The 22,215-nt window shown below is 71.5% G+C and carries 23 protein-coding genes; 12 read left to right on the forward strand and 11 right to left on the reverse strand.

The window, feature by feature from the left end; translation table 11 throughout:
• Positions 1-37 precede the first annotated feature (37 nt).
• Together M0L44_RS19990 and M0L44_RS19995 are read left to right on the forward strand one after the other, a co-directional pair.
• Positions 38-3,286 carry an efflux RND transporter permease subunit gene (locus M0L44_RS19990; RefSeq protein WP_252771950.1) on the forward strand — a complete coding sequence of 1,083 codons (3,249 nt, stop codon included), beginning with the start codon at positions 38-40 and terminating at the stop codon, positions 3,284-3,286.
• A gap of 19 nt (positions 3,287-3,305) precedes the next feature.
• Positions 3,306-4,778, forward strand: coding sequence for an efflux transporter outer membrane subunit (locus M0L44_RS19995; RefSeq protein WP_252771951.1), 1,473 nt, complete (start codon positions 3,306-3,308; stop codon positions 4,776-4,778).
• Positions 4,779-4,802: 24 nt separating this feature from the next.
• On the opposite strand, the gene M0L44_RS20000 is transcribed toward M0L44_RS19995, so the two are convergent.
• On the reverse strand, positions 4,803-5,087 hold the full coding sequence (locus tag M0L44_RS20000) for a hypothetical protein (RefSeq protein WP_252771952.1): 285 nt from the start codon (positions 5,085-5,087) through the stop codon (positions 4,803-4,805).
• Between the two features lie 13 nt (positions 5,088-5,100).
• Positions 5,101-5,730, reverse strand: coding sequence for a LysE family transporter (locus M0L44_RS20005; protein WP_252771953.1), 630 nt, complete (start codon positions 5,728-5,730; stop codon positions 5,101-5,103).
• A gap of 191 nt (positions 5,731-5,921) precedes the next feature.
• On the opposite strand from M0L44_RS20005, the gene M0L44_RS20010 reads away from it, so the two are divergent.
• Positions 5,922-6,719 carry a TonB family protein gene (locus M0L44_RS20010; protein WP_252771954.1) on the forward strand — a complete coding sequence of 266 codons (798 nt, stop codon included), beginning with the start codon at positions 5,922-5,924 and terminating at the stop codon, positions 6,717-6,719.
• A gap of 16 nt (positions 6,720-6,735) precedes the next feature.
• Here the strand turns inward: M0L44_RS20010 and M0L44_RS20015 are convergent, their stop codons facing one another.
• Entirely contained in the window at positions 6,736-8,991 is a 2,256-nt protein-coding gene (locus M0L44_RS20015) for a bifunctional diguanylate cyclase/phosphodiesterase (RefSeq protein ID WP_252771955.1), read from the reverse strand.
• On the opposite strand from M0L44_RS20015, the gene M0L44_RS20020 reads away from it, so the two are divergent.
• The 8 genes from M0L44_RS20020 (at position 8,990) to M0L44_RS20055 (ending at position 16,381) form a co-directional block, all read left to right on the forward strand.
• Positions 8,990-9,133 carry a hypothetical protein gene (locus M0L44_RS20020; protein ID WP_252771956.1) on the forward strand — a complete coding sequence of 48 codons (144 nt, stop codon included), beginning with the start codon at positions 8,990-8,992 and terminating at the stop codon, positions 9,131-9,133. The two genes, M0L44_RS20015 and M0L44_RS20020, sit on opposite strands and share 2 nt — an antisense overlap.
• A 141-nt stretch (positions 9,134-9,274) precedes the next feature.
• Positions 9,275-10,639, forward strand: coding sequence for a DNA repair protein RadA (radA, locus tag M0L44_RS20025; protein WP_252771957.1), 1,365 nt, complete (start codon positions 9,275-9,277; stop codon positions 10,637-10,639).
• Positions 10,640-10,661: 22 nt separating this feature from the next.
• Entirely contained in the window at positions 10,662-11,021 is a 360-nt protein-coding gene (locus tag M0L44_RS20030; protein ID WP_252771958.1) for an antibiotic biosynthesis monooxygenase family protein, read from the forward strand.
• Positions 11,022-11,079: 58 nt separating this feature from the next.
• Positions 11,080-12,003, forward strand: coding sequence for a branched-chain amino acid transaminase (locus M0L44_RS20035; RefSeq protein WP_252771959.1), 924 nt, complete (start codon positions 11,080-11,082; stop codon positions 12,001-12,003).
• A 46-nt stretch (positions 12,004-12,049) separates the two neighbouring features.
• Complete coding sequence (locus M0L44_RS20040; RefSeq protein WP_252771960.1) at positions 12,050-12,271, forward strand: zinc-finger domain-containing protein; 222 nt, start codon at positions 12,050-12,052, stop codon at positions 12,269-12,271.
• A 1-nt stretch (position 12,272) separates the two neighbouring features.
• Positions 12,273-13,808, forward strand: a complete 1,536-nt coding sequence (locus tag M0L44_RS20045) for a PAS domain-containing sensor histidine kinase (protein WP_252771961.1) — start codon at positions 12,273-12,275, stop codon at positions 13,806-13,808.
• Entirely contained in the window at positions 13,805-14,812 is a 1,008-nt protein-coding gene (locus tag M0L44_RS20050; protein ID WP_252771962.1) for a helix-turn-helix domain-containing protein, read from the forward strand. Before M0L44_RS20045 ends, M0L44_RS20050 begins: the two co-directional genes overlap by 4 nt.
• A 171-nt stretch (positions 14,813-14,983) precedes the next feature.
• The gene (locus M0L44_RS20055) at positions 14,984-16,381 is read left to right on the forward strand and encodes an FG-GAP-like repeat-containing protein (protein ID WP_252771963.1); all 1,398 of its coding nucleotides are present in this window, start codon (positions 14,984-14,986) and stop codon (positions 16,379-16,381) included.
• Positions 16,382-16,417: 36 nt separating this feature from the next.
• On the opposite strand, the gene M0L44_RS20060 is transcribed toward M0L44_RS20055, so the two are convergent.
• The 7 genes from M0L44_RS20060 to M0L44_RS20090 are packed head-to-tail and all read right to left on the reverse strand — an operon-like array spanning position 16,418 to position 21,115.
• Positions 16,418-16,870 (reverse strand): hypothetical protein, encoded by a 453-nt coding sequence (locus tag M0L44_RS20060; RefSeq protein WP_252771964.1) that lies wholly within the window; start codon positions 16,868-16,870, stop codon positions 16,418-16,420.
• Positions 16,871-16,888: 18 nt separating this feature from the next.
• The gene (locus tag M0L44_RS20065) at positions 16,889-17,062 is read right to left on the reverse strand and encodes a LiaI-LiaF-like domain-containing protein (RefSeq protein WP_252771965.1); all 174 of its coding nucleotides are present in this window, start codon (positions 17,060-17,062) and stop codon (positions 16,889-16,891) included.
• 19 nt (positions 17,063-17,081) lie between these two features.
• Positions 17,082-17,540 carry a thioredoxin family protein gene (locus M0L44_RS20070; RefSeq protein WP_252771966.1) on the reverse strand — a complete coding sequence of 153 codons (459 nt, stop codon included), beginning with the start codon at positions 17,538-17,540 and terminating at the stop codon, positions 17,082-17,084.
• A 60-nt stretch (positions 17,541-17,600) separates the two neighbouring features.
• Positions 17,601-18,461 (reverse strand): anti-sigma factor family protein, encoded by an 861-nt coding sequence (locus tag M0L44_RS20075; RefSeq protein WP_252771967.1) that lies wholly within the window; start codon positions 18,459-18,461, stop codon positions 17,601-17,603.
• Positions 18,462-18,466: 5 nt separating this feature from the next.
• Positions 18,467-19,009 carry an RNA polymerase sigma factor gene (locus M0L44_RS20080; protein WP_252771968.1) on the reverse strand — a complete coding sequence of 181 codons (543 nt, stop codon included), beginning with the start codon at positions 19,007-19,009 and terminating at the stop codon, positions 18,467-18,469.
• Between the two features lie 8 nt (positions 19,010-19,017).
• The gene (locus M0L44_RS20085) at positions 19,018-19,425 is read right to left on the reverse strand and encodes a COG4315 family predicted lipoprotein (protein ID WP_252771969.1); all 408 of its coding nucleotides are present in this window, start codon (positions 19,423-19,425) and stop codon (positions 19,018-19,020) included.
• 55 nt (positions 19,426-19,480) lie between these two features.
• The gene (locus tag M0L44_RS20090; RefSeq protein ID WP_252771970.1) at positions 19,481-21,115 is read right to left on the reverse strand and encodes a sigma-54-dependent transcriptional regulator; all 1,635 of its coding nucleotides are present in this window, start codon (positions 21,113-21,115) and stop codon (positions 19,481-19,483) included.
• A 170-nt stretch (positions 21,116-21,285) separates the two neighbouring features.
• Here M0L44_RS20090 and M0L44_RS20095 point away from each other — a divergent pair, with 170 nt between their 5' ends.
• A complete protein-coding gene (locus M0L44_RS20095) occupies positions 21,286-21,570 on the forward strand; it encodes a hypothetical protein (protein WP_252771971.1) in 285 nt (94 codons plus the stop codon).
• Positions 21,571-21,596: 26 nt separating this feature from the next.
• Here the strand turns inward: M0L44_RS20095 and M0L44_RS20100 are convergent, their stop codons facing one another.
• Entirely contained in the window at positions 21,597-22,127 is a 531-nt protein-coding gene (locus M0L44_RS20100) for a hypothetical protein (RefSeq protein WP_252771972.1), read from the reverse strand.
• Between the last annotated feature and the right edge of the window lie 88 nt (positions 22,128-22,215).

Here is a 22,215-nt window from a genome sequence, read left to right on the forward strand (position 1 = left end):
CTGCCACCGCGCCCCTGAACCCCTTCCAGGACACCCCATGAACCTGTCCAAGTTCTTCATCGACCGGCCGATCTTCGCCGGCGTGCTCTCGCTGCTGATCTTCCTCGGCGGCCTGATCGCGGTGCGCGGGCTGCCCATCTCGGAATACCCCGAGGTGGTGCCGCCCTCCATCGTCGTGCGGGCCAACTACCCCGGCGCCAACCCCAAGGTGATCGCCGAGACGGTGGCTACGCCCATCGAGGAGCAGATCAACGGCGTCGAGGGCATGCTCTACATGAGCAGCCAGGCCACCACCGACGGCCTGATGACCCTGACCGTCACCTTCAAGCTGGGCACCGACCCCGACAAGGCCCAGCAGCTGGTGCAGAACCGCGTGGCCCGGGCCGAGCCCCGCCTGCCCGAGGAGGTGCGCCGCCTGGGCATCACCACGGTCAAGTCCTCGGTGGACCTGACCATGGTGGTGCACCTGCTGTCGCCCACCGGCCGCTACGACATGACCTACCTGCGCAACTACGCGGTGCTCAATGTCAAGGACCGGCTGGCGCGCGTGCCCGGCGTGGGCGACGTGCAGCTCTTCGGCTCGGGCGACTACGCCATGCGCATCTGGCTGGACCCGCAGAAGGTGGCCGCCCACGGCCTGTCGGCCAGCGACGTGGTGGCCGCCATCCGCGAGCAGAACGTACAGGCCGCCGCCGGCATCGTCGGCGCCTCGCCGGGCCTGCAGGGCATCGACGTGCAGCTGCCGCTCAACGCCCAGGGCCGGCTGCAGACCGAGGACGAGTTCGGCGACATCGTCGTGCGCACCGGCGCCGACGGCGCGGTGACCCGCCTGCGCGACATCGCCCGCATCGAGCTGGGCGCGGCCGACTACGCGCTGCGCTCCATGCTGGACGGCAAGGACGCCGTGGCCGTGCCCATCTTCGCGGCCCCGGGCTCCAACGCGATTGCCATCTCCGACGGGGTGCGCGCCACCATGGCCGACATCCAGAAGAGCATGCCCGACGGCGTGAAGTACGAGATCGTCTACGACCCCACGCAGTTCGTGCGCGCCTCCATCGAATCGGTGGTGCACACCCTGCTGGAGGCCATCGCCCTGGTGGTGCTGGTGGTCATCCTGTTCCTGCAGACCTGGCGCGCCTCCATCATCCCGCTGCTGGCCGTGCCGGTGGCGGTGGTGGGCACCTTCGGCGTGATGGCGCTGTTCGGCTTCTCGATCAACGCGCTGTCGCTGTTCGGCCTGGTGCTGGCCATCGGCATCGTGGTGGACGATGCCATCGTGGTGGTCGAGAACGTGGAGCGCAACATCGAGGGCGGGCTCACGCCACGCCAGGCGGCCTACCGGGCCATGCGCGAAGTGTCCGGCCCCATCATCGCCATTGCCCTGGTGCTGGTGGCGGTGTTCGTGCCGCTGGCCTTCATCACCGGCCTGACCGGCCAGTTCTACCGCCAGTTCGCGCTGACCATCGCCATCTCCACGGTGATCTCGGCCATCAACTCACTGACCCTCTCGCCCGCCCTGGCCGCGCTGCTGCTCAAGGGCCATGGCGAGCCGCAGGACTGGCTCACCCGCGGCATGGACCGCGTGCTGGGCGCCTTCTTCCGTGGCTTCAACCGCCTGTTCCACCGCAGCGCCGAGCGCTACAGCGGTGGCGTGCGCGGGGCCATCTCGCGCAAGGCGGTGATGCTGACGATCTACGCCGTGCTGGCGCTGCTGACCGTGGGCCTGTTCCAGATCGTGCCCAAGGGCTTCGTGCCGGCGCAGGACAAGCAGTACCTGATCGGCTTCGCCCAGCTGCCCGACGGCGCCACGCTGGACCGCACCGAGGCGGTGACCCGGCGCATGGACCAGATCGTGATGCAGCAGCCCGGCGTGGAGCACGCCATCACCTTCCCCGGCCTGTCGATCAACGGCTTCACCAACAGCGCCAACTCCGGCATCGTCTTCGTGGCGCTGAAGGACTTCGACCAGCGCAAGGACCCGTCGCTGAGCGCCGGCGCCATCGCCCAGCAGCTCAACCAGAAGTTCGGCGGCATCCAGGACGCCTTCATCGCCATGTTCCCGCCCCCGCCGGTGCAGGGCCTGGGCACCACCGGCGGCTTCAAGCTGCAGCTGGAGGACCGCGCCTCGCTGGGCTATGACGCGCTGGACGCGGCGCAGAAGGCCTTCATGGCCAAGGCCTACCAGACGCCCGAGCTGGCCGGCCTGTTCTCGAGCTGGCAGGTCAACGTGCCGCAGCTCTACGCCGACATCGACCGCACCAAGGCGCGCCAGCTGGGCGTGTCGGTGACCGACATCTTCGACACCCTGCAGATCTACCTGGGCAGCCTGTACGCCAACGACTTCAACCGCTTCGGCCGGACCTATTCGGTGCGGGTGCAGGCCGACGCGGCCTACCGCGCCCGGCCGGAGGACGTGGGCGCGCTGAAGGTGCGCGCCAGCACCGGCGAGATGGTGCCGCTGTCGGCCCTGCTGAAGGTGCAGCCCACCTTCGGGCCGGAGCGGGCCATGCGCTACAACGGCTTCCTGACCGCCGACATCAACGGCGGCCCGGCGCCGGGCTACTCGTCCGGCCAGGCGCAGGACGCGGTCAAGCGCATCGCCGCCGAGACGCTGCCCCCGGGCATCGCCTACGAGTGGACCGACCTGACCTACCAGGAGATCCTGGCCGGCAACTCCGCCTCGCTGATCTTCCCGCTGGCCATCCTGCTGGTCTTCCTGGTGCTGGCCGCCCAGTACGAGAGCCTGACCCTGCCGCTGGCCATCCTGCTGATCGTGCCGATGAGTCTGCTGGCGGCGATGACGGGGGTGTGGCTCACCAAGGGCGACAACAACGTCTTCACCCAGATCGGCCTGATGGTGCTGGTGGGGCTGAGCGCCAAGAACGCCATCCTGATCGTCGAGTTTGCCCGCGAGCTGGAGTTCGCCGGCCGCTCGCCGGTGCAGGCCGCCATCGAGGCCAGCCGGCTGCGGCTGCGCCCCATCCTGATGACCTCCATGGCCTTCATCATGGGCGTGCTGCCCCTGGTGCTGGCCCGTGGCGCCGGCGCTGAGATGCGCCACGCCATGGGGGTGGCCGTGTTCGCCGGGATGATTGGCGTGACCGCCTTCGGCATCTTCCTGACCCCGGTGTTCTACGTGCTGCTGCGCCGCCTGGCGGGCAACCGCCCGCTCAAGCAGCACGGCGAGGTGCCGCACGACGTGGAGCCGCTGCTGGAGCCCGACATGGCCCCGGGGGGCGCGGCCCTGCCGCCGCACCCGGCCGCCCCCCGAGGTCTGCATGACTGAACCTGAACTGGAGCACGCGATGACGTCTTCTTCTGCCAAGACTGTGCCTGTGCGCCTGGCCTGGGCACCCCTGCTGGCGGCCCTGGTGCTGGCCGGTTGCGCCAGCGCCCCGGCGCCGGACCTGTCCGCCCTGCCGGCCACGCCGGCCGCCTTCAAGAGCACGCCGGCCACCGCCCCCGAAGGCCACTGGGCGGTGGTGCCGCCGGCCGACGGCGCCGAGCGCGGCGCCTGGTGGGCCGTCTTCCACGACCCGGTGCTGGACGATCTGATGCAACGGGCCCAGGCCCGCAACACCGACCTGCAGGTGGCCGCGGCCCGGCTGCAGCAGGCCCGCGCCGGCCTGCGCGAGGCCGACGCCCAGCGCCTGCCGCAGCTGGGCGCCAGCCTGGGCGTGGCCCGTGGCACCAACCAGAACGCGGGCGTGACACCGGCGCCCGTCATCAACACGGCCACGCCCAGCCTGAACCTGGCCTGGGAGACCGACCTGTTCGGCCGCCTGGGCCTGGGCAGCCAGGCCGCGGCGCTGGACGCCCAGGCCAGCGAGGCCCTGCTGCAGAGCACCCGGCTGATGGTGCAGGCCCAGGTGGCGCAGGCCTATTTCGCGCTGCGCGAGAGCGACGCCGAACGCCGGCTGGTGCGCGAGACCCTGGACGCCTACCGCGACACCCTGCGCTTGTCCGAACGCCGGCTGGCCGCGGGCGACCTGGGCGAGCTGGACGTGCAGCGCCTGCGCACCGAGGTGGCCAGCACCGAGGCCGACGCCCTGGCCCTGGACCGCCAGCGCGCCGCGCAGGAGAACGCGCTGGCCGTGCTGCTGGGCGAATCAGCCAGCGGCTTTGCCCTGGCGGACCCGGCGCAGGACTGGACCGCCCGCCCGCCCGCGGTGCCGGCCGGCCTGCCCAGCGCGGTGCTGGCGCGCCGGCCCGACGTGGCGGCGGCCCAGCGCAGCCTGATGGCCGCCCAGGCCCGCCTGGGCGTGGCGCAGTCGGCCTGGCTGCCGGACCTGAGCCTGACGGCCAGCGGTGGCTATGCCTCCACCGACCTGGGCGATGTGTTCCGCTGGTCGGCCCGGGCCTGGTCGCTCGGGGCCCTGCTGTCCATGCCGATCTTCGACGGCGGCCAGCGCCAGGCGCAGGAAGAGCGCGCCGGCGGCGAGGCCCAGATCGCCCTGGCCGGCTATCGCCAGCAGGTGCTGACCGCGCTGCGCGAGGTGGAGGACCAGCTCAGCGGTCTGGGGCTGCTGCAGGCCCAGGCCGACGTGCTGGGCCAGGCCGTGGCCTCGGCCCGCCGCGCCACGGCGCTGTCGGACATCCGCTACCGCAACGGCCAGATCAGCCAGCTGGACCTGCTGGACGCCCGCCGCAGCGAGCTGCGCAGCCTGCGCCAGGCGGTGCAGGTGCAGGGCGCGCAGTTCCAGTCCACGGTGGCGCTGATCCGCGCGCTGGGTGGGGGCTGGGAGGCGCCGGCCTCGGTGGCCAGCGCGGCGCGCTGAGGGGGCGGCGCCCGGTGGCGCGGGTCAGCGGGCGACGCTGGCGCCCGGCGCCGGGGCGGCCGGGATCAGCAGCACATTGGCCTGGCCGCCCACGCAGTCGGTGGTCTGGCCGGCCCGGCAGGGCGCCAGCGGGCTGCCGGGGATGGGCTGGACCTTCCAGCCCGGCCGCTCGATCAGCAGCATCCACAGCGTGACCACCACCGCGGTGGTGATGGCGAGGATCACCAGGCGCTGGCGCCGGGTGGTGGGGCGGTAGGGGTTGGGGCCGGCGTCGGCCTCTTCACCCCGCGGGCGGCGGCGGAACAGCATCCCGGGTCGGCCCTCAGGCTGCGCGCTTGAAGGTGGCCAGCACCACGCCGGCCGTGATGAACAGGCTGCCGAAGCTGCGGTTCATCCAGCGGATCTGGCGCGGGCTGCGCAACAGGCCCAGCACCTTGCTGGCCAGGCCCACATAGCCGGTCATCACGCAGAACTCCACCACCGCGAAGGTGGCGCCGATGGCCAGGTACTGCAGGGTCAGCGGGCGCGCGGTGTCCAGGAACTGCGGCATCACCGCCAGCAGGAAGACGGTGCCCTTGGGGTTCAGGGCATTGACCGTCCAGCCGCGCAGCAGCAGCGAACGGGCGTGGCCTTCGGTAGCCTGCGCATCGGCCGAGGCGATGGGCTTGGCCGGCGAGCGCCAGGCCTGGATGCCCAGCCACACCAGGTAGGCCGCGCCGGCCCACTTCACCAGGGCGAAGGCCCGCTCCGAGGTCGCCAGCAGGGCGCCCAGGCCCACGCCCACCACCAGCAGCTGGGTGATGACCCCCAGCGCCAGGCCGAAGGCGATGCGCTGCCCCTGGCGGAAGCCATGGTTCAGGCCGGCACCCATCGCGGCGATGGCGCCCGGGCCGGGCGAAAGGCTGATGGCCACGGTGGCCAGGAAGAAGGGAAGCCAGGTCGAGAAGTCCATGACGCGGGGTGGTCACAAGGCGGGGTCGCCAGTGTAGGTCCATGCCGCGCGCAACGCCGCAGGGCCAGGCAAAGCCTTCCTCGTCTGCGGCAATCGTGGCGCCCCCCCCTAGGCTGGATGGGTCGGTGTCCCGGCCCAGGTCCACCTCCCGTGACCAAAATGGACGCCACGAAAACGGAGGGAGGACCGAGATGAGACTGAACTGGAGGCTTGGCCGCGCGCCGAAGTGGATCGGCGGCACTGTGCTGATCATGGCTGGGGTCATGGTGAATGCCGCGCAGGCTGTTCCAGCCGAAGCCTCCTTGCCGTCCCCGCCCCAGGCAGTGCGGGACATGCTGCAGACTCTTTGCGTCGAAGGCGTGTCCGACAAGATGGTTCCTCCGGTGCCAGGGATTCCGAAGACCGAGTTGTGCACCTGCGTGACGAATCGGCTGGCCACCAACCCTGCTTTGCAGCCTACGCTGGATGGCATGAGTCGAGGGGAGCTGCAGCCGCGCGCGGCGCAGGGCCCCTTGATCGCCCGCATGATGGGCGCGATCCTGATCTGCGATGGCCAAGCGGTCGAGGCGATGACGCTGACCGGGGCGATGCCCCCCGGAAAGGGCCTCCCGGCCTTGAATCCCTACTTTGGTGAGGCGGCCGATCCGGTGCCGAAGGATGTGCCAGAGGCGTCTGCTGCCGCGTCTCAAGCGCAGGGTGCTTATCAGCGCGCATCCATCCAGCCTGAGAAGCGCTGCCAGCCCAACTATCCCAAATACGCCGCCACCACCAATGCCACCGGAACCACGCGTGTGGCCTTGTATGTGGATGCTGCCGGCAAGGTGGCCAAGGTTCGCGTCAACCGCAGCAGCGGCGACACCATCGGCCACAAGCTGCTGGACCTGGCCGCCATGACGGCGCTCGCCGCTTGCCCTGCCAAGGCCGCCTTGCTGGATGGCCAACCGGTGGGCGACTGGTTGACGGTGGAGTATGTGTGGCGCCTGCAGTAGGCCGGCGGCGAAAACCTCAGACGCCGGCCGGCGTTTCGCGGTCGGCCGCGTCCTCTTGCGGCCCGGGCGCGGGCTGGTCCAGCCGGGCTTCGGGCAGGCCCCAGCGGTTGAGCTGGTTGCGCCCGGCCGCCTTGGCCTGGTAGAGCGCGGCATCGGCCAGGCGCAGCAGGGCCTCGCCATCGTGGGCGTCGTGCGGGTACAGGGCGACGCCGGCACTGGCCGTGACATGCACCGGGCCTTCGGCGCCCAGGCCGTAGGGCCGGCGCAGCGACTGCAGCACCCGCTGGACGATGTGCTCGGCCTCTTCCTCGTGCCGGAGCACCGGCAGCAGCAGCACGAACTCGTCACCGCCCATGCGGCAGACGGTGTCGTGTTCTCGCACGCCCTCCAGGATGCGCTGGGCTGCGTCCTGCAGCAACAGGTCGCCCGCGGCATGGCCCAGGCGGTCGTTGACGCCCTTGAAGCCGTCCAGATCAATGTAGGCCACCGCCAACGGCTGGCCATCGCGCCGGCTCAGGGCCAGACCCTGGCTCAGCCGGTCCTCCAGCAGGCGGCGGTTGGGCAGGCCGGTCAGCGCGTCGTGCATGGCCAGGTGCTCGATCTCGTCCTGGTAGCGCTTGAGCGCGCTGATGTCGGCCAGCACCCACAGGGTGTCGCGGGCGTCGGGTGACAGCCGCGCGCCCTGGATGTCGATCCAGATCGGGCTGCCGTCCAGGCGCTGCAGGTGCAGCTGGGCCCGCACCGGCCGGCCGGCCAGCAGGTCGGCGCGGCGGGCTTCCAGGCGGTTGGGCAGGTCCATCGGCTCCGGGCTCAACCGGGGATGGAGTTCGTCCAGCGAGGCGCCTTCGGGCAGGCCGAACATGCGGAAGGTCGCCCGGTTGGCCCAGACCACCTGGCGGTCGCGCAGGCGCAGGATGCCCACCACCTCGTTGTCCAGCATGGCGGTCTGCTCGGCTTCCAGTTCACGGCGGCGGGTGACGTCACGCGAGGCGCAGTACAGCAGCCAGCGGTCGTCGAGCGTCAGGGCCACGCAGGAGATCTCGACATCGATCGTGCCGCCATCGGCGCGGCGGTGGCGGGTGTGGAAGCTCTGCCGCTCACCCAGCCGGAACTGCCGGATGCGCTCGGTCAGGGCCTCGGCACTGTCGGCGCAGTCCCAGGTGCTGACATGCCGGCCCAGCAGGGCCTCGCGCGACCAGCCCAGCATCTGGGCGAAGGAGTCGCTCATCTCCACCACCCGACCTTCGTGGTCCAGCACATGCACGCCGTCGGCCGCCGCGGCCAACAGCACCCGGGTGAGTCGGCCGGCCTCGTCGATGCGGCGCATGCTGTGGTTCTGCAGTCGCCAGGAGCGCAGCGTGAACCAGGCGCTGGCCAGCACCGCCAGCGTGGCCAGCACCGCCAGCCCGCCGATGCGCCAGGCCACGGGCCGCCAGGGCTGCATGGCCTCGTCGGCGCTCACACCGGCAATCGCCATCAGCGGAAAGGGGTCGGCGGTGGTGTAGGCGTTGATGCGGTCCACCCCGTCGACCACGTTGTGGGCCCGGAACACCCCCTGGCCGGGCGCGGCCTTGAGCGCCTCGGCAAAAGGCGGCGCGATGCGGCGTGTGCCCAGGGGCTGGGCCTGGCCGTTGCGGCCGGTGTGGCGGCTCAGCAGGGTCATGGCCGTGGAGCGCAGGCTCAGGGAGTCCGAGGGCGCCAGGGCGTAGCGCTTGCAGAGCTGGTCGAAGTAGGCCAGGTCCAGCTCGCCGATCACCATGCCCTGGAAGCGCCCGGTGTGGTCCTCGACCCGGTGGGCCAGGGCCAGCGTCCAGCGGCCGCTGCTGGGCTCCAGGCGCGGTTCGCCGATCAGCAGGCCGCTGCCGGCATGCTCCCGGGCTTGCAGGAAGATCGCCTCGTGAGCCAGGCTCTGGCCCAGCGCGCTCGGGTCCGCCCCCTGGTAGCGCACCACCCCCTCGGCGTCGGTCTGGCGCAGGTCGGCCACCTCGGGCACCAAGGTCATGTGCTCGCGCAGGGATTCGTCGATCAGGCGGCGGCGGATGTCGGGATCGACCGCCTCGCGCAGATTGGCCAGGGCCACATGGCGCATGGCCAGGTCGATGCGCTGCAGGTCGGCCGTCACCGTCTGGCGCAGGTCACCGGCACGGCTGAAGACCTGGACCTCGGCCTGGCGGGCATAGGTGTCGTGGCTCACCCGCAGGGCATAGCCGGCCATGCCCAGCACCAGACCGGCGGCCAGCAGGTGGCCGGCCAGCAGCGGTGCCAGGGTCATGCGCCGGGTCATCAATGGGCTGGACGTGTCGGGCGTGCCCGCCAAGTCCGGCCCGGCCCGGCTGGCCGACGTCGTGATGTTGCTGCGCACGCCCATGCTGCGGCCTGTTGCCGCCCTTTTCCATGCCATTGCCCGCCGTTGACCGGCTGTGGTCCCCTGATCCCATCTCGATTCTGCTTGTCGGGCCGGCATTTGTCAGTGGGGCGCCGGTTGACTTCGGTCAATGAACGCGCCGTGCCTGGCCGTGCTGTCAGATCCGTCACGCCGGGCCACAATCCGCCCCATGTCCAAGCCCAAGACCGTCTACACCTGCAGCGAATGCGGGGGCACCAGCCCCCGCTGGATGGGCCAGTGCCCGCACTGCAAGGCCTGGAACACGCTGGAGGAGACGGTGGCCGAGGCCCCGGCCACCGGCAAGAACCGCTTCCAGGCCCTGGCCCAGTCGCAGCCGGTGGCCACGCTCTCGGAGATCGAGGCCGGCGACGTGGCCCGCACCCCCACCGGCATCGAGGAGCTTGACCGGGTGCTGGGCGGCGGCATCGTCGAAGGCGGGGTGGTGCTGATCGGTGGTGACCCGGGCATCGGCAAGTCCACGCTGCTGCTGCAGGCGGTCGACGCGCTGTCGCGCCAGGTCAAGGTGCTGTACGTGACCGGCGAGGAATCGACCGCCCAGGTGGCGCTGCGCGCCCAGCGGCTGGATCTTTCCGGTGCCGCGGTGCGGGTGCTGGCCGAGATCAACCTGGAGAAGATCCTCGCCACCATCGCCGCCGAGCAGCCGGCCTTCTGCGTGATCGACTCGATCCAGACCGTCTATTCCGAGCAGCTCAGCAGCGCGCCGGGCTCGGTGGCCCAGGTGCGCGAATGCGCGGCCCAGCTCACCCGCACCGCCAAGGGCGGCGGCTGCGCCATGGTGCTGGTGGGCCATGTGACCAAGGAAGGCGCGCTGGCCGGCCCGCGGGTGCTGGAGCACATCGTCGACACGGTGCTGTACTTCGAGGGCGACACCCACAGCAGCTTCCGCCTGGTGCGGGCCTTCAAGAACCGCTTCGGCGCGGTCAACGAGATCGGCGTCTTCGCCATGACCGAGCGCGGCCTGCGCGGCGTGTCCAACCCCAGCGCCATCTTCCTGTCCACCCACAGCGAGCCGGTGCCCGGCTCCTGCGTGCTGGTGACGCTAGAGGGTACCCGCCCGCTGCTGGTGGAGATCCAGGCCCTGGTCGACGCCGGCGGGCCCAGCCCGCGGCGCCTGTCGGTGGGCCTGGAGCGAGACCGCCTGGCCATGCTGCTGGCGGTGCTGCACCGCCATGCCGGCGTGGCCTGTGCCGACCAGGATGTGTTCGTCAACGCGGTGGGCGGGGTGCGCATCTCCGAGCCAGCGGCCGACCTGGCCGTGCTGATGGCCATCCAGAGCAGCCTGCGCGGCAAGCCGCTGCCGCGCGGCTTCATCGCCTTTGGCGAGGTGGGCCTGGCCGGCGAGGTGCGGCCCGCCCCACGCGGCCAGGAGCGCCTGAAGGAAGCCGCCAAGCTGGGCTTCAGCGTGGCGGTGGTGCCCAAGGCCAATGCCCCCAAAAAGCCCATCGAGGGCCTGACCCTCCACCCGGTGGAGCGCATCGACGAGGCCATCGCCCTGCTGCGCACGCTGGACTGACCCACCGACAAGGACGTGCCCCATGAGTTTTGCGCCCCGCCCGACGCCGCCGTACTACGCGGTCATCTTCACCAGCCAGCGCACCGAGGTGGACGAAGGCTACGGTGCCATGGCCGAGCGCATGGTCGAACTGGCGCAGCAGCAGCCGGGTTACCTGGGGGCCGAGAGCGCCCGCGGCGAGGACGGCCTGGGCATCACGGTGTCGTACTGGCAGAGCCTGGAGGCCATTGCCGCCTGGCGGCGCGAGACCGAGCACGCCGCCGCCCGCGACACAGGCCGGGCCCGCTGGTACAGCCACTACGAGCTGCGGGTGGCCAAGGTGGAGCGCGCCTATGGCTGGGATGCGGTGCAGGACGCCCCCGGTGACCCGCAGCCACGCTGAGCCCTGCCCCGTAAAATCGACGATCTCACTGCATCTCCCAACGACAAGGAACACCCCCATGGGCCTCGATGACCGCGACGGCAAGATCTGGATGGACGGCGAGCTGGTGGACTGGCGTGACGCCAAGGTCCACGTGCTGACCCACACGCTGCACTACGGCTGCGGCGCCTTCGAGGGCGTGCGGGCCTACAAGACCGACAAGGGCACCGCGATCTTCCGTCTGCGCGAGCACACCCAGCGCCTGTTCAACAGCGCCAAGATCCTGCGCATGAAGCTGCCCTTCAGCATCGAGCAGGCCGAGGAAGCCCAGAAGGCGGTGGTCCAGGCCAATGCGCTGGAGAGCTGCTACCTGCGTCCGCTGACCTGGCTGGGTTCCGAGAAGCTGGGCGTCTCGCCCAAGGGCAACACCGTGCACCTGATGGTGGCGGCCTGGGCCTGGGGCGCCTACCTGGGCGAAGACGGCATGGCCAAGGGCATCCGCGTCAAGACCAGCAGCTACACACGCCACCACGTCAACATCACGATGACGCAGGCCAAGACGGTGTCCAACTACACCAACTCCATCCTGGCCAACACCGAAGCCACCGACGACGGCTACGACGAGGCCCTGCTGCTGGACGCCGCCGGCTTCGTCTCCGAAGGCTCGGGCGAGAACGTCTTCATCGTCAAGGACGGCGTGATCTACACCCCCGACCTGTCGGCCGGGGCGCTGAACGGCATCACCCGCAACACCATCTTCCACATCTGCCAGGACCTGGGCATCAAGCTGGTGGAAAAGCGCATCACCCGCGACGAGGTCTACATCGCCGACGAGGCCTTCTTCACCGGCACCGCCGCCGAAGTGACCCCGATCCGCGAACTCGACCGCGTGCAGATCGGCAGCGGCGCCCGCGGCCCGATCACCGAGAAGGTCCAGACCGCCTTCTTTGACATCGTCAACGGCCGCAACCCGAAGTACGCCCACTGGCTGACCCTGGTCTGAGCGTTGCAGGTTCTCCCACCCGTCTCACATCCCGAGGTTTGACCCCATGAGCGCCAACACCGCCACCCAGGCTTCCGCCGTCGTCGAAGTCACCGCCAAGGATCTGCAGGGTCCCGGCGTGGTCTTTTGCCCCAACCCCAAGATGACCCTGTGGAGCAACCACCCCAAGGTCTATGTGGACCTGAGCCACGACGGCGAGGGCAAGTGCCCTTACTGCGGCACCGTCTACCGCCTGAAGGCGGGCGAGAAGATCGCGCACGGTCACTGACGTGACGACAGCGCCGGCGGATCTGGAATTCGTCTGGCGTGAAGCGCAGGCGGCCCTGCTGGACCACCTGCGCCGGCAGGATCCGTCCCATGCGCTGCGGCGGGTGGCGCGCTCACTGGCCCAGGCCGCGGGGCGTCCGGTCGCCCTGGTGACGGTGGGCGCCCAGCCCGCGGCCTGCTGGCTGGGCGGCGCTGGCGCCCAGTGCGAGGCCCTGCGGGCCGGTGGCTGGTGCAAGCCCCTGAGCTGCGGCGGCCAGGCCGTGGGCGAGCTCTGGCTGGCCCCGCTGCCGGCGCCGGTGGACCGCCAGGCCCTGCTGAGGGTGCTCCATCCCCTGATCGAAACCGCGGCCGAACTGCTGGCCGCCGAGCTGGCGCAGCATGCCCAGCGCTCCTCCGCTTCGCTGGCCCTGGTGCAGGCAGCCATCCGCGAGGCCGGCACCTATGTCTGGGAATGGGACCTGCGCACCGACGTGCTGGGCGATATCGACGAAGGCGCGCTGATGCTGGGCTACGCCCCGGATGCGCTGGGCCACACCCAGGCCGACTGGGACCGGCTCATCCACCCCGACGACGCCGAGCCCGCCGAGGCGGCCTACCAGGCCCACGCCCGCGGTGAGGTGCCGCTGTACCAATGCCGTTACCGGGCCCGCGCGGCCGATGGCAGCTGGCGCTGGATCGAGGAGCGCGGCCGCGTGGTGGAGCGCGATGCCCAGGGCCGGCCGGTGCGCATGCTGGGTACCCAGACCGACGCCACGCTGCTGCTGGCGCTGGAGGAGGCCCGCCAGGAGCGGGCCCTGGCCCAGGCGGCCAATGCCGCCAAGACCGAGTTTCTCTCCCGTGTGAGCCACGAGCTGCGCACGCCCCTGCATGCGGTGCTCAGCTTCACCGAGCTGATGGCCACCGACACCGAGCAGCCGCTGCCCGCGGCCCAGCAGCGCCGCCTGGCCCATGTGCAGCAGGCCGGCCAGCATCTGCAGGCCCTGATCGACGATCTGCTGGACCTGTCCCTGGTCGAGGCCGGCCGGCTGCAGGTGCGCAGCGAGGTGCTGGCCCTGGCGCCCCTGCTGGCTGGGCTGCAGGCCCTGGTGCAGCCCCAGGCCGAGGCTGCCGGCATCCGCATGCATTGGCCGGCGGTGCCCGAGGGCGCGCAGCTGCAGGCCGACGCGCGCCGCCTGCGCCAGGTGCTGCTGAACCTGCTGGGCAACGCCATCAAGTACAACCGGCCGCAAGGCCAGGTCACCGTGGGCGTGTCCCGCGACGGCGGTGACTGGTCCATCGCCGTGGCGGACAGCGGCCTGGGCATCGCGCCCGAGCGCATGACCGAGCTGTTCCAGCCCTTCAACCGCCTGGGGCGCGAGCGCGGGCCGGTGGCCGGTGTGGGCCTGGGCCTGGCGCTGTCGCAGCTGCTGGTGCAGGCCATGGGCGGGCGCATCGAGGTGCAGAGCACGCTGGCCGATGCCCAGGGGCAGGGTGGGGGCACGACCTTCCGGCTGATCCTGCCGGCCGCCTCCGTTCCACCGGAGTCACCTGCCCCATGAGCCGTCCCCCCGCCACGATGAGCATGGCCGCGCTGGGCCTGGCCGCACCGGCCGAAGCCCTCTACCGGGCCCTGTTGCGCGGCCCGGCGGCGGCGCCCGAGGCGCTGGCGGCGCTGTGCGATCAGCCGCTGCCCGATGTGCAGGCCCTGCTGGGCCAGATGAAGGCCCGCGGCCTGGTGCGTAGCGAGGGGCCCGAGGGCCGCGCCTGGTTTGCCACCGTCCCCGAGGTGGCGGTGGAGTTGCTGCTGATGGAGCGCCAGGTCGAACTCAACCAGGCCCGCCAGGTCCTGCCCGAGCTGCAGCGCGACCTGATGCGCGGCGGCGCGATCACCGACGCCGATGCGCTGCAGATCATCCCGGCCGACGCCGAGTCGCAGCTGCCTACTTATCTGCAGATGCACCAGATGGCCCGCGAGGAGGTGGTGAGCATGCTGTGTCCGCCCTTCATCGTCTCCGCACCGGATGCGATGGAGGCGGCCCGCGAGCAGGCCCGCCAGCGCGGCGTGCGCTACCGCACCCTGGTCGTGCCCGAGTTGCTGCAGTGGTCGGGCTGGACCGACGCTGTTCGCCAGGCCCATGCCGTGGGCGACGAGGTGCGGGTGCACGCGGCCCTGCCCTTCAAGATGGTGCTGGCCGACCGGCATGCCGGCTTGATCCCGCTGCGTCACGAGGACCCGACCGGCCCGGCCCTGCGGCTGGGGCCGACCGCGGCGCTGCAGGCGCTGTGGATGCTCTTCGAGACGCTGTGGGCCCAGGCCGTACCGGCCTTGGCCGCCGAGCCGGGCGAGGGCGCGGCCGGCGAGACCGACCCGGTCGACAAGGACCTGCATGCTCTGGTGACCCTGCTGGCCGCCGGCACCAACGACAAGCAGATTGCCGGCATCCTGGGCATGTCCGAGCGCACCCTGCTGCGCCGCATCCACGCCCTGTCCACCCAGCTCAACGCGCGGTCCCGCTTCCAGTGCGGCTGGCTGGCCGCACGCCACTTTTCGGCGCCGGACTGAGCGGCCCTGGTGCGCGCCGTGGCCCGCGGCGGTCCCGGGGCTGTCGTGCTTCTGTCATGTCATGAATCCGCCAGCCTCGCGGCGGCGCTTCTGCACTCCAATCAACGCACAGCGAACGGTGAGCACAGGTCCCGCAGGGCCGGCCGTCGCGGCAACACGAGGAGTGAGGACATGCAGTTGAATGTGAACAAGGCCGGGCGCGCGGCGCTGGCGCTGGCCGCCATGGCAGGGATGGGCGGTTGGGCCGGGGCGACGACCCTGACGCATCAGCCGGACTGGGTGGTGGAAGGGCCGATCGAGAACGCGCAGTTCGGCGGGATGATCAACGCGCAGGGCGACCTGAACAAGGACGGCTTCAAGGACCTGATCGTGAGCTCGGCCACCACGGCCCAGGGCACGCAGCGCGGCGCTGTCGAGGTCTTCTACGGTAGCCGCAAGGGCCCGGCCAAGACGGCGGGCTGGCGTTACGAGGGCACCATGGACTGGGCCCAGGTCGGCTCATCGCCGGTGGTGGCCGACGTGAACGGCGACGGCTGGCCCGATCTGGTGGTCGGCGCCTACAACCAGTCCGGGGCCGTGGCCAACAACGGCGCGGTGCTGGTCTTCCTGGGCTCGGCCAAGGGCCTGCCGGCCACGCCTTCGCAGGTGCTGGAGGGGCCCTCGAGCAACTCCTTCTTCGGCTGGAAGATCCGCGCGCTGGGTGACTTCAACCACGATGGCTATGCCGACATCGCCGTCTCGGCCATCGGCGCCAACAACAACCTGGGGGCCATCTCCATCTACAAGGGCTCGGCCAGCGGCTTGGCCACCACGCCCGTGTCCACGCTGACTGGCGCGGGGCCCTGGACCTATTTCGGCCGCGTCTTCGAGGTGGGCGACACCAACGGCGACGGCATCCCGGACATCCTGGTCGGGGCCAGCAGCCCTGTGGGCGGCATTCCCGGCATGGCCTGGATCTACCGTGGCAGCGCGAGTGGCTACGCCAACACCAAGGCCGAGACCCTGTTTGCGCCCATCGCGCTGGCCGACAGCGATGGCTTCGGCAACAGCGTGGCCGTGCTGGGGGACGTGGATGGCGATGGCTACCCCGATGTGGCGGTGGCCGCCCCCAGCTATTTCCAGGACACCAAGAACTTCGGTCTGATCACGGTGTTCTATGGCTCGGCCAATGGCATTGCGGCCTCGGGTCGCACCCAGATCATCCAACCCAACAGCGGCAATATGTCCTACTTCGGCATGAACATGCTGGGCGGGCGTGACTTCGACGGCGATGGGCGCCCCGACTTGGTGGTGGGCACGGCCGACAATGCCCGGCCGAACGATCCCACCGAGCCCTTCCCGGGCGGCATCTGGATCTACCATGGCAGCGCCACCGGCCTGGACACCACCAACATCTACAAGGTGTACGGGCAGCGCAACTCCCGTGACGAGGTCGGCATCAGCCTGGAGGTCGGTGACGTGACCGGCGACGGCGTGATGGACCTGATCACGGGCTCCGGGCTCTACGGCGACAGCCTCAGCCAGCAGGGCGTGCTGCGCATTTACCGCGGCGTGCGCAGCCTGCGCTGAGCCCGGTGGTCGCCCCGGTCCACCGACCGGGCGGCCTCAGGCGCGGGGCGCCGACCCGGCGTCCGCGCCGCCTTGCCGCTTGGCCGCATGGCCACCCACCAGGGCCAGCGGCACGGTGCTCAGCCACCCGACCAGGGTGAACCACCAGGGGCTGTCGGATGAGCCCATCAGCAACATCAGGATCAGACCCAATGCGCCATAGGCCGCGGCATTCAGGTAGGGCAGCCGGCCGGCCATGCGCGCGGCCAGGTAGCCGCCCAGCACCGTGGTGGCCGAGCCCAGCAGCAGCGAGGCACCCAGGTAGGCGGGTTCCTGCACCACGGCCTCGAAGGCCTGCTGCAGGTCGGCGTGGTCGGCGCCGGGGGCCAGCGCCTTGCGGCCCATGAAGAGGGTCAGCAGGATGCCGCTCAGACCATCGAGCAGCAGGGTGACCATCATCGCCATCCCGACGGATTTGTAGTGCACGTGGCGCAGCAGTTGCATCAGCATGGGCAGGCTCCGGTCGGGTCAGCTCAGCCGGCGCAGCAGCAGCACGACGCCCAGGACGATCAGGGCCACCGGCCACCAGTGGTTGAACCAGTGGCTCAGGGACGGCAGCCAGCCCAGGCGGGCCAGCAGGAAATAGGCGCCGACGGCGATCAGGGCCAGCGGCAGGAACAGCGAGTGGGAACGGGAGCTCATCGCGGTGGGGCCGGCGGGCTCAGTGGGCGCCGCTGACGCGTTCGAAGAACTCGGTGATGCCGGTCTCGCTCATGCGCCGGGCATTGGCCAGCTCGCCGCCCTGGGTGGCGTAAAGCACTTTGTTGTCCGGCGAGAGCAGCACGGCGGCCGGGATGCCCTTCTTGATCGGGTTGCCGTAGGCGGCCGCGATGTCCAGGTTGCGGTCGAAGTTGCCCACGTCCACCTTGACGACCTTGAACTTGGCCGCCAGCAGCTGGGCATTGGCCGGGCTGTGCATGGCCTGGTCCAGGGCGCGGCAGTCGCCGCACCAGTTGGCCCCCAGGATCAGCAGCACCGGCACATGGGCGGCCTGGGCCTGGGCCAGGGCCTGCTGCACGGCGGCATGGGCATCGGCCTGCTCGTCATAGGGCAGGGCGGGGGTGGCGGCGCCGGCCACGGTGGCCAGCAGCAGGGCGATCAGGGCGAACAGGTGACGCATGGGCGGCCTCGGGAACTGCGCAGCAAAGAGCCGCATTGTCGCTGCAGCATGAGGCTCCCGTCAGGGGTGGGATCCCCCAGGCGCCGGGGCCAGCTGACGGTAGGCCAGCTCGGCCAGGGCGTCCAGCCGGGGCTGGCTGACCGGGCCGCTCAGGGCATAGCCCAGGCGGCCCTCGCGCCAGTAGAAGCTGCGGGTGTCGCCGGCCTGCGTCTGGCCAAAGCCGGCCGGCGCCTGGGGGCCCGGCGGCAGCACGGACACATACAGTGTCAGCCGCGCGCCCTGGGCGTCCTGGTACATGAACTGGGCGCGGGCCGGGGGCGTGGCCTCGCCCGCCCCGGCCGGCAGCAGGCGCCCGCCCACCAGCGCAAAGCCCTGGGCGCTGAAATCCGGCGTGTGCAGCGGCATGCCCAGCCGGCGCGAGAGCCATTGCAGTAGGTGAGCCTGCTCGCCGACGCCCACCTCCACCGGGTGGCGCTGCTCGGGGGTGAAGACGGCGTGGGCGATGGCCGCGTCCTGCACGTAAGCGGGCAGGACGGCCAGCTGGGGCGCTGCGGCCCCCCCCGGCCATTGGCTGCGCGCCCACCAGCCGCTGCCCGCGCCCAGCACCAGCAGCAGGCCTGCTGCCAGGGCCATCGGCCAGGGCGAGCGGCCGAAGCCGCGCGCAGGCGCGGCGGGCCGTGGCGTGTCCACCGGCCGCAGCGCGGCGCGCAGGCGATCCTGCAGGGGCGCGGGCAGCGGCTCGTCCAGCCACTCGCGGCCCAAGGCCTGGAGCTGGGCGCGCTGGGCCTGCCAGCCCATCACGCGGGCCGCCTCGGCGGGGTGCTGCTGCAGCCAGTCGGCCACGGCGGCCGCCTGCTCGGGGCGCAGCTCACCATCGGCAAAGGCCTGCAGCGTCAGATCGTCGGGGTGCTCGGTGTCCATGGGTGTCACTTCACCACCCGCAGCGGTGGGGTGTGGGGCGCCTGCCGGGGCGCGGTCGGGTCCAGCCGCTGGCGCAGCTGCTCGCGGGCGCGGGCCAGGCGCGACATCACGGTGCCGATGGGCAGGTCCAGGATCTCGGCGGTCTCGCGGTAGCTGTACTCCTGCACCGTCACCAGCAGCAGCACCTCGCGTGCGGCCGGCGTGAGCCGGGCCAGCGCCCGCTGCAGGTCCAGCGCATGGCCCAGCGCCGGGGTGGGGTCGGACTGCAGCAGCGCCGGGCCCTGGTCCTCGTCCCAGGGTTCCATCAGGTGCTCGCGGCCATCGCGCAGGCCGTTCAGGTAGAGGTGGTGCATCAGGGTGAGCAGCCAGGCCAGCAGGGCCGCCGGCATCTCGCCGCGGGGGCTGAACAGCGCCCACTTGCGGCAGGCGCGCTCCACGGTGTCCTGCACCAGGTCATCGGCGCGGGCGGCCTGGCCCGTCAGCAGCCGGGCGTGCCGCCGCAGCCGCGGCAGCAGCGGCACCATGGCCTCGGGGCGCAGGTCGTCCATCGGACGGCTCAGGGCTTGGCCAGGTGCCAGACGCCCTTGACGCCATCGCCCGTCCGGTCGCCGGGCTTCTGGTCCTTGGCCCAGTGGTAGAGCGGGCGGCCCATGTAGGCCCATTGGGTCGCGCCGTCGTCGCGCATCACCAGCGTCCAGTCGCCCTGGGCGCTGGCGCCGGCCGGGGCCAGCAGGGGCGGCCAGTTGGTGGCGCAGGGGCCGCTGCAGTTGCTCTTGCCGCTGCCGGCGCTGTCCTGGTCGAAGGTGTAGAGCGTCATGTGGCTGGCATCGACCAGCACGCCGTCCATGGCCACGGCGGGGGCGGCCGGTGGGGCGGCCAGGGCTGCGGCGGGCAGCAGCAGGCTGGCGCCCAGGGCGCACAGGCTGGTCAGGACGGGCAGGACTGTCGCAGGGGAACGCTTCATGGCAGGGCCTCGTAAAAGAGTGTCGGGTCCTGCATGAACACGGCGGGCCTGCGGTTTATTCCATCGTGTCGGTGTCGGTGTCCGTATCGTCCGGCGGGCGCGGCAGGCCCAGGGCCCGCAGGCGGCGACGCAGGGCCTCGCGCGGGACCTGCAGCTGGCGCGCCATCGCGGCCAGGGTGGCGTCCGGACGGGCCAGCAAGGGGGTGAGTTGCTCGGCCGCCAGGCTCTCGGCCGGCGGCGTGTCCAGCCAGCGGGCCATCAGGTTGTAGATGGATGGGCGGGAGACGCCCAGGGCCTCGGCCGCCTCCTTGAGCTGCCAGCCGTGGGCGTCCAGCGCCTGCAGCAGCATCGTCCGGTCGATGCCGGCGGTGCTCTGGCGGGCGCGCGGCGCGGCCAGGGGCTCCGCGGGGGGGAGGCCGGGTTCGGTGTCGTCGGCCGCGGCCAGGACCGGGGCCGCGGGCGGTGGGGTCATCGCGGTCGGGTGGGGGGGCGCCGGGTCTGGGGGCAGGCGCAGCGGCTCGCCCAGCAGCGCCTCCACCGAGGGCCAGAGCCCGGCGGCGTGGTCCAGGGCCAGGCGGCGCATGGCCTGTTCGAGCTGGCGCACATTGCCCGGCCAGTCGTGCAGGCACAGCGCGCGGGCCAGCTCGGTCGGCATCTCGGCCAGGTCGTCCGGCGTGGCGCCGGTGTCCAGCCAGGCCTGGCGGGCCAGCACGCCCAGGTCCTCGCGCCGGCTGCGCAGGCTGGGGGTGGAGAGGGTGAAGGTCTGCAGGCGCCGCAGCAGCGGCAGGTTGAAGCCGCTGGTCTCCAGCGGGCGGTCGGTGGCGGCGATCAGGCGGGCCCGGCTGCGCAGCGGCTGGGTGGCGCCCAGCGGGCGAAACTCGCCGCTCTCGATCACCCGCAGCAGCATGGGTTGCACGGCGGCGGGGCAGTCGCCGATCTCGTCGAGGAAGAGGCTGCCGCCATCGGCCTGCGCCCACAGGCCGGTGCGGGCGACCTGGGCGCCCGTGTAGGCCCCGCGTGCGGCCCCGAACAGCTCGGCCGGGGCCAGGCCCTCGCTGAGGGTGGCCATGTTGACGGTGACCCAGGGCCCGGCAGCCCAGGGGCTGAGCCGGTGCAGGGACTGCGCCACCCGCTCCTTGCCGGTGCCGGACTCGCCGCGCACCAGCACCGGCAGCGCGGCCGCGGCCACCCGCGCCACCTGGCGGCGCAGGCCCTCCATGGCCGAGCTGACGCCCAGCAGCAGCGGGTTGTCGGTGACCGGCAGCTGGTGGGCGCGGTGCAGGCACAGCAGCACCCGCTTGCCCAGCTGGATCACCGCGCTGTCGCCCTCCGCGGGCAGCGGCACGGTGCGGGGGCCGGTCAGGGCCTGGCCCTGCCACTCGGCCCGCACCCGTTCGTCCTCGGGGCTCAGCGTCAGGCTGTCCCCCCCCAGTTTCAAGGTCAGGCTGGCGCGAGAGATGCTGGCGTGCAGCAGGGGCTGGGCCCAGCCGGCGGCGGCCTGCAGGGGCGAGAACAGGGGCTGGTAGCGGTTCAGGGCCAGCGGCGTGTCCGGGCTCAGCACCGCCTGCTCGCCCATCCGCTGCAGGTCCGGGTGCCAGATCACGGTCAACACCCAGGCCGGCGCGGCCTGCGGGCCGGTACCGGTTTCGGTGAAGGTCTGGGTCAGTTCGGGGGAAAGCAGGGACGTCACGGCGGCCTGTGGACGTGTCAATGGCGGGTTGTGACACGTCACAGCGGGAGATCACGTGTCAATGGGGCCGATTTTCCCCGCCCACAGGGCTGGAAAAGGGGCAAACCGATGGTAGCGGGCTGGCACGGCATTTGAAGAGGAAGGGCACATCCGCCCACCGCCTTCCAGCCATGTCACTCCGCATGTGTGCCCTCACCCTGTGCAACACCACCGCGCATCTCGTGCATATCCTGGTCACCCAGGGGGAGCAGGTGCTGGCCCGTCTGCCGCCCCATGGCACGCTGCGCCTGCCCTGGTCCGACGGGGCCTCGCCCGGTGAGCCGGAAGCCTCCTACACGGTGGTGGCGGTCATCGGCGGGCACACCACCGGCACGCTGGTGCTGTCCGACCGCCAGGCGGTGATCAGCGTGCGGGCCGGCGAGTGGCCGGGCCGCTACGAACTGGCATTGGGCTGAACGCGGGCGCCGCCGGGGTGGCACGCTCAGGGCCAGTCCTTGCCCACGGCGATCATCGGGTCGAAGCTGAAGACCCGTGTTTCCACACCGCCGTCCATGCGACTGATCTCGACCGTCACCACGAAGGAAAACTTCCAGATGCCGGTGGGTTCAACCACCGGCAGGATTTCGGGCGAGCGCGCCGAGCAGATCTTCAGGTTCTGGGCCACGACGCAGCTGGTCGGGTTGAAGTCGTCCAGGTCGAAGGTGGCTTGATCGCAGTCGAAGGGCGAGGGCGAGAACAGCGGGCGCAGGTAGGGCGCCGGCAGGGTGATCAGCGTGGCGTCGGTGATGGTGAAGCCGGCGAAGGTGGTCGGGTCGCCATAGCCCACCACCTCGAAACCCAGGGTGTCTCCCTGCGCGAACTGCAGGCCGCCGGCCGCCCAGCCGGTGCGCTGGTAGGCGTTGGGCTCGTCGGGCTCGGCGTCGGTGATGGCCCAGACGAGCTGGTTGCCCAGCTGGTCGGCGTCAAAGCTGACCCGCAGCACGTAGCTGCAGGGGAGGGTGTTGTCGCTCATGTGTCAGTGCTCCAGGGCATGCGGCCAGGGCGGCCGAACCCGGGACATCGGAGCGTCCACCGGAAATCTTGAGCACGGACTGCGGCGG

This window comes from Ideonella oryzae (assembly GCF_024055665.1).
GTDB lineage: Bacteria > Pseudomonadota > Gammaproteobacteria > Burkholderiales > Burkholderiaceae_C > Ideonella > Ideonella oryzae.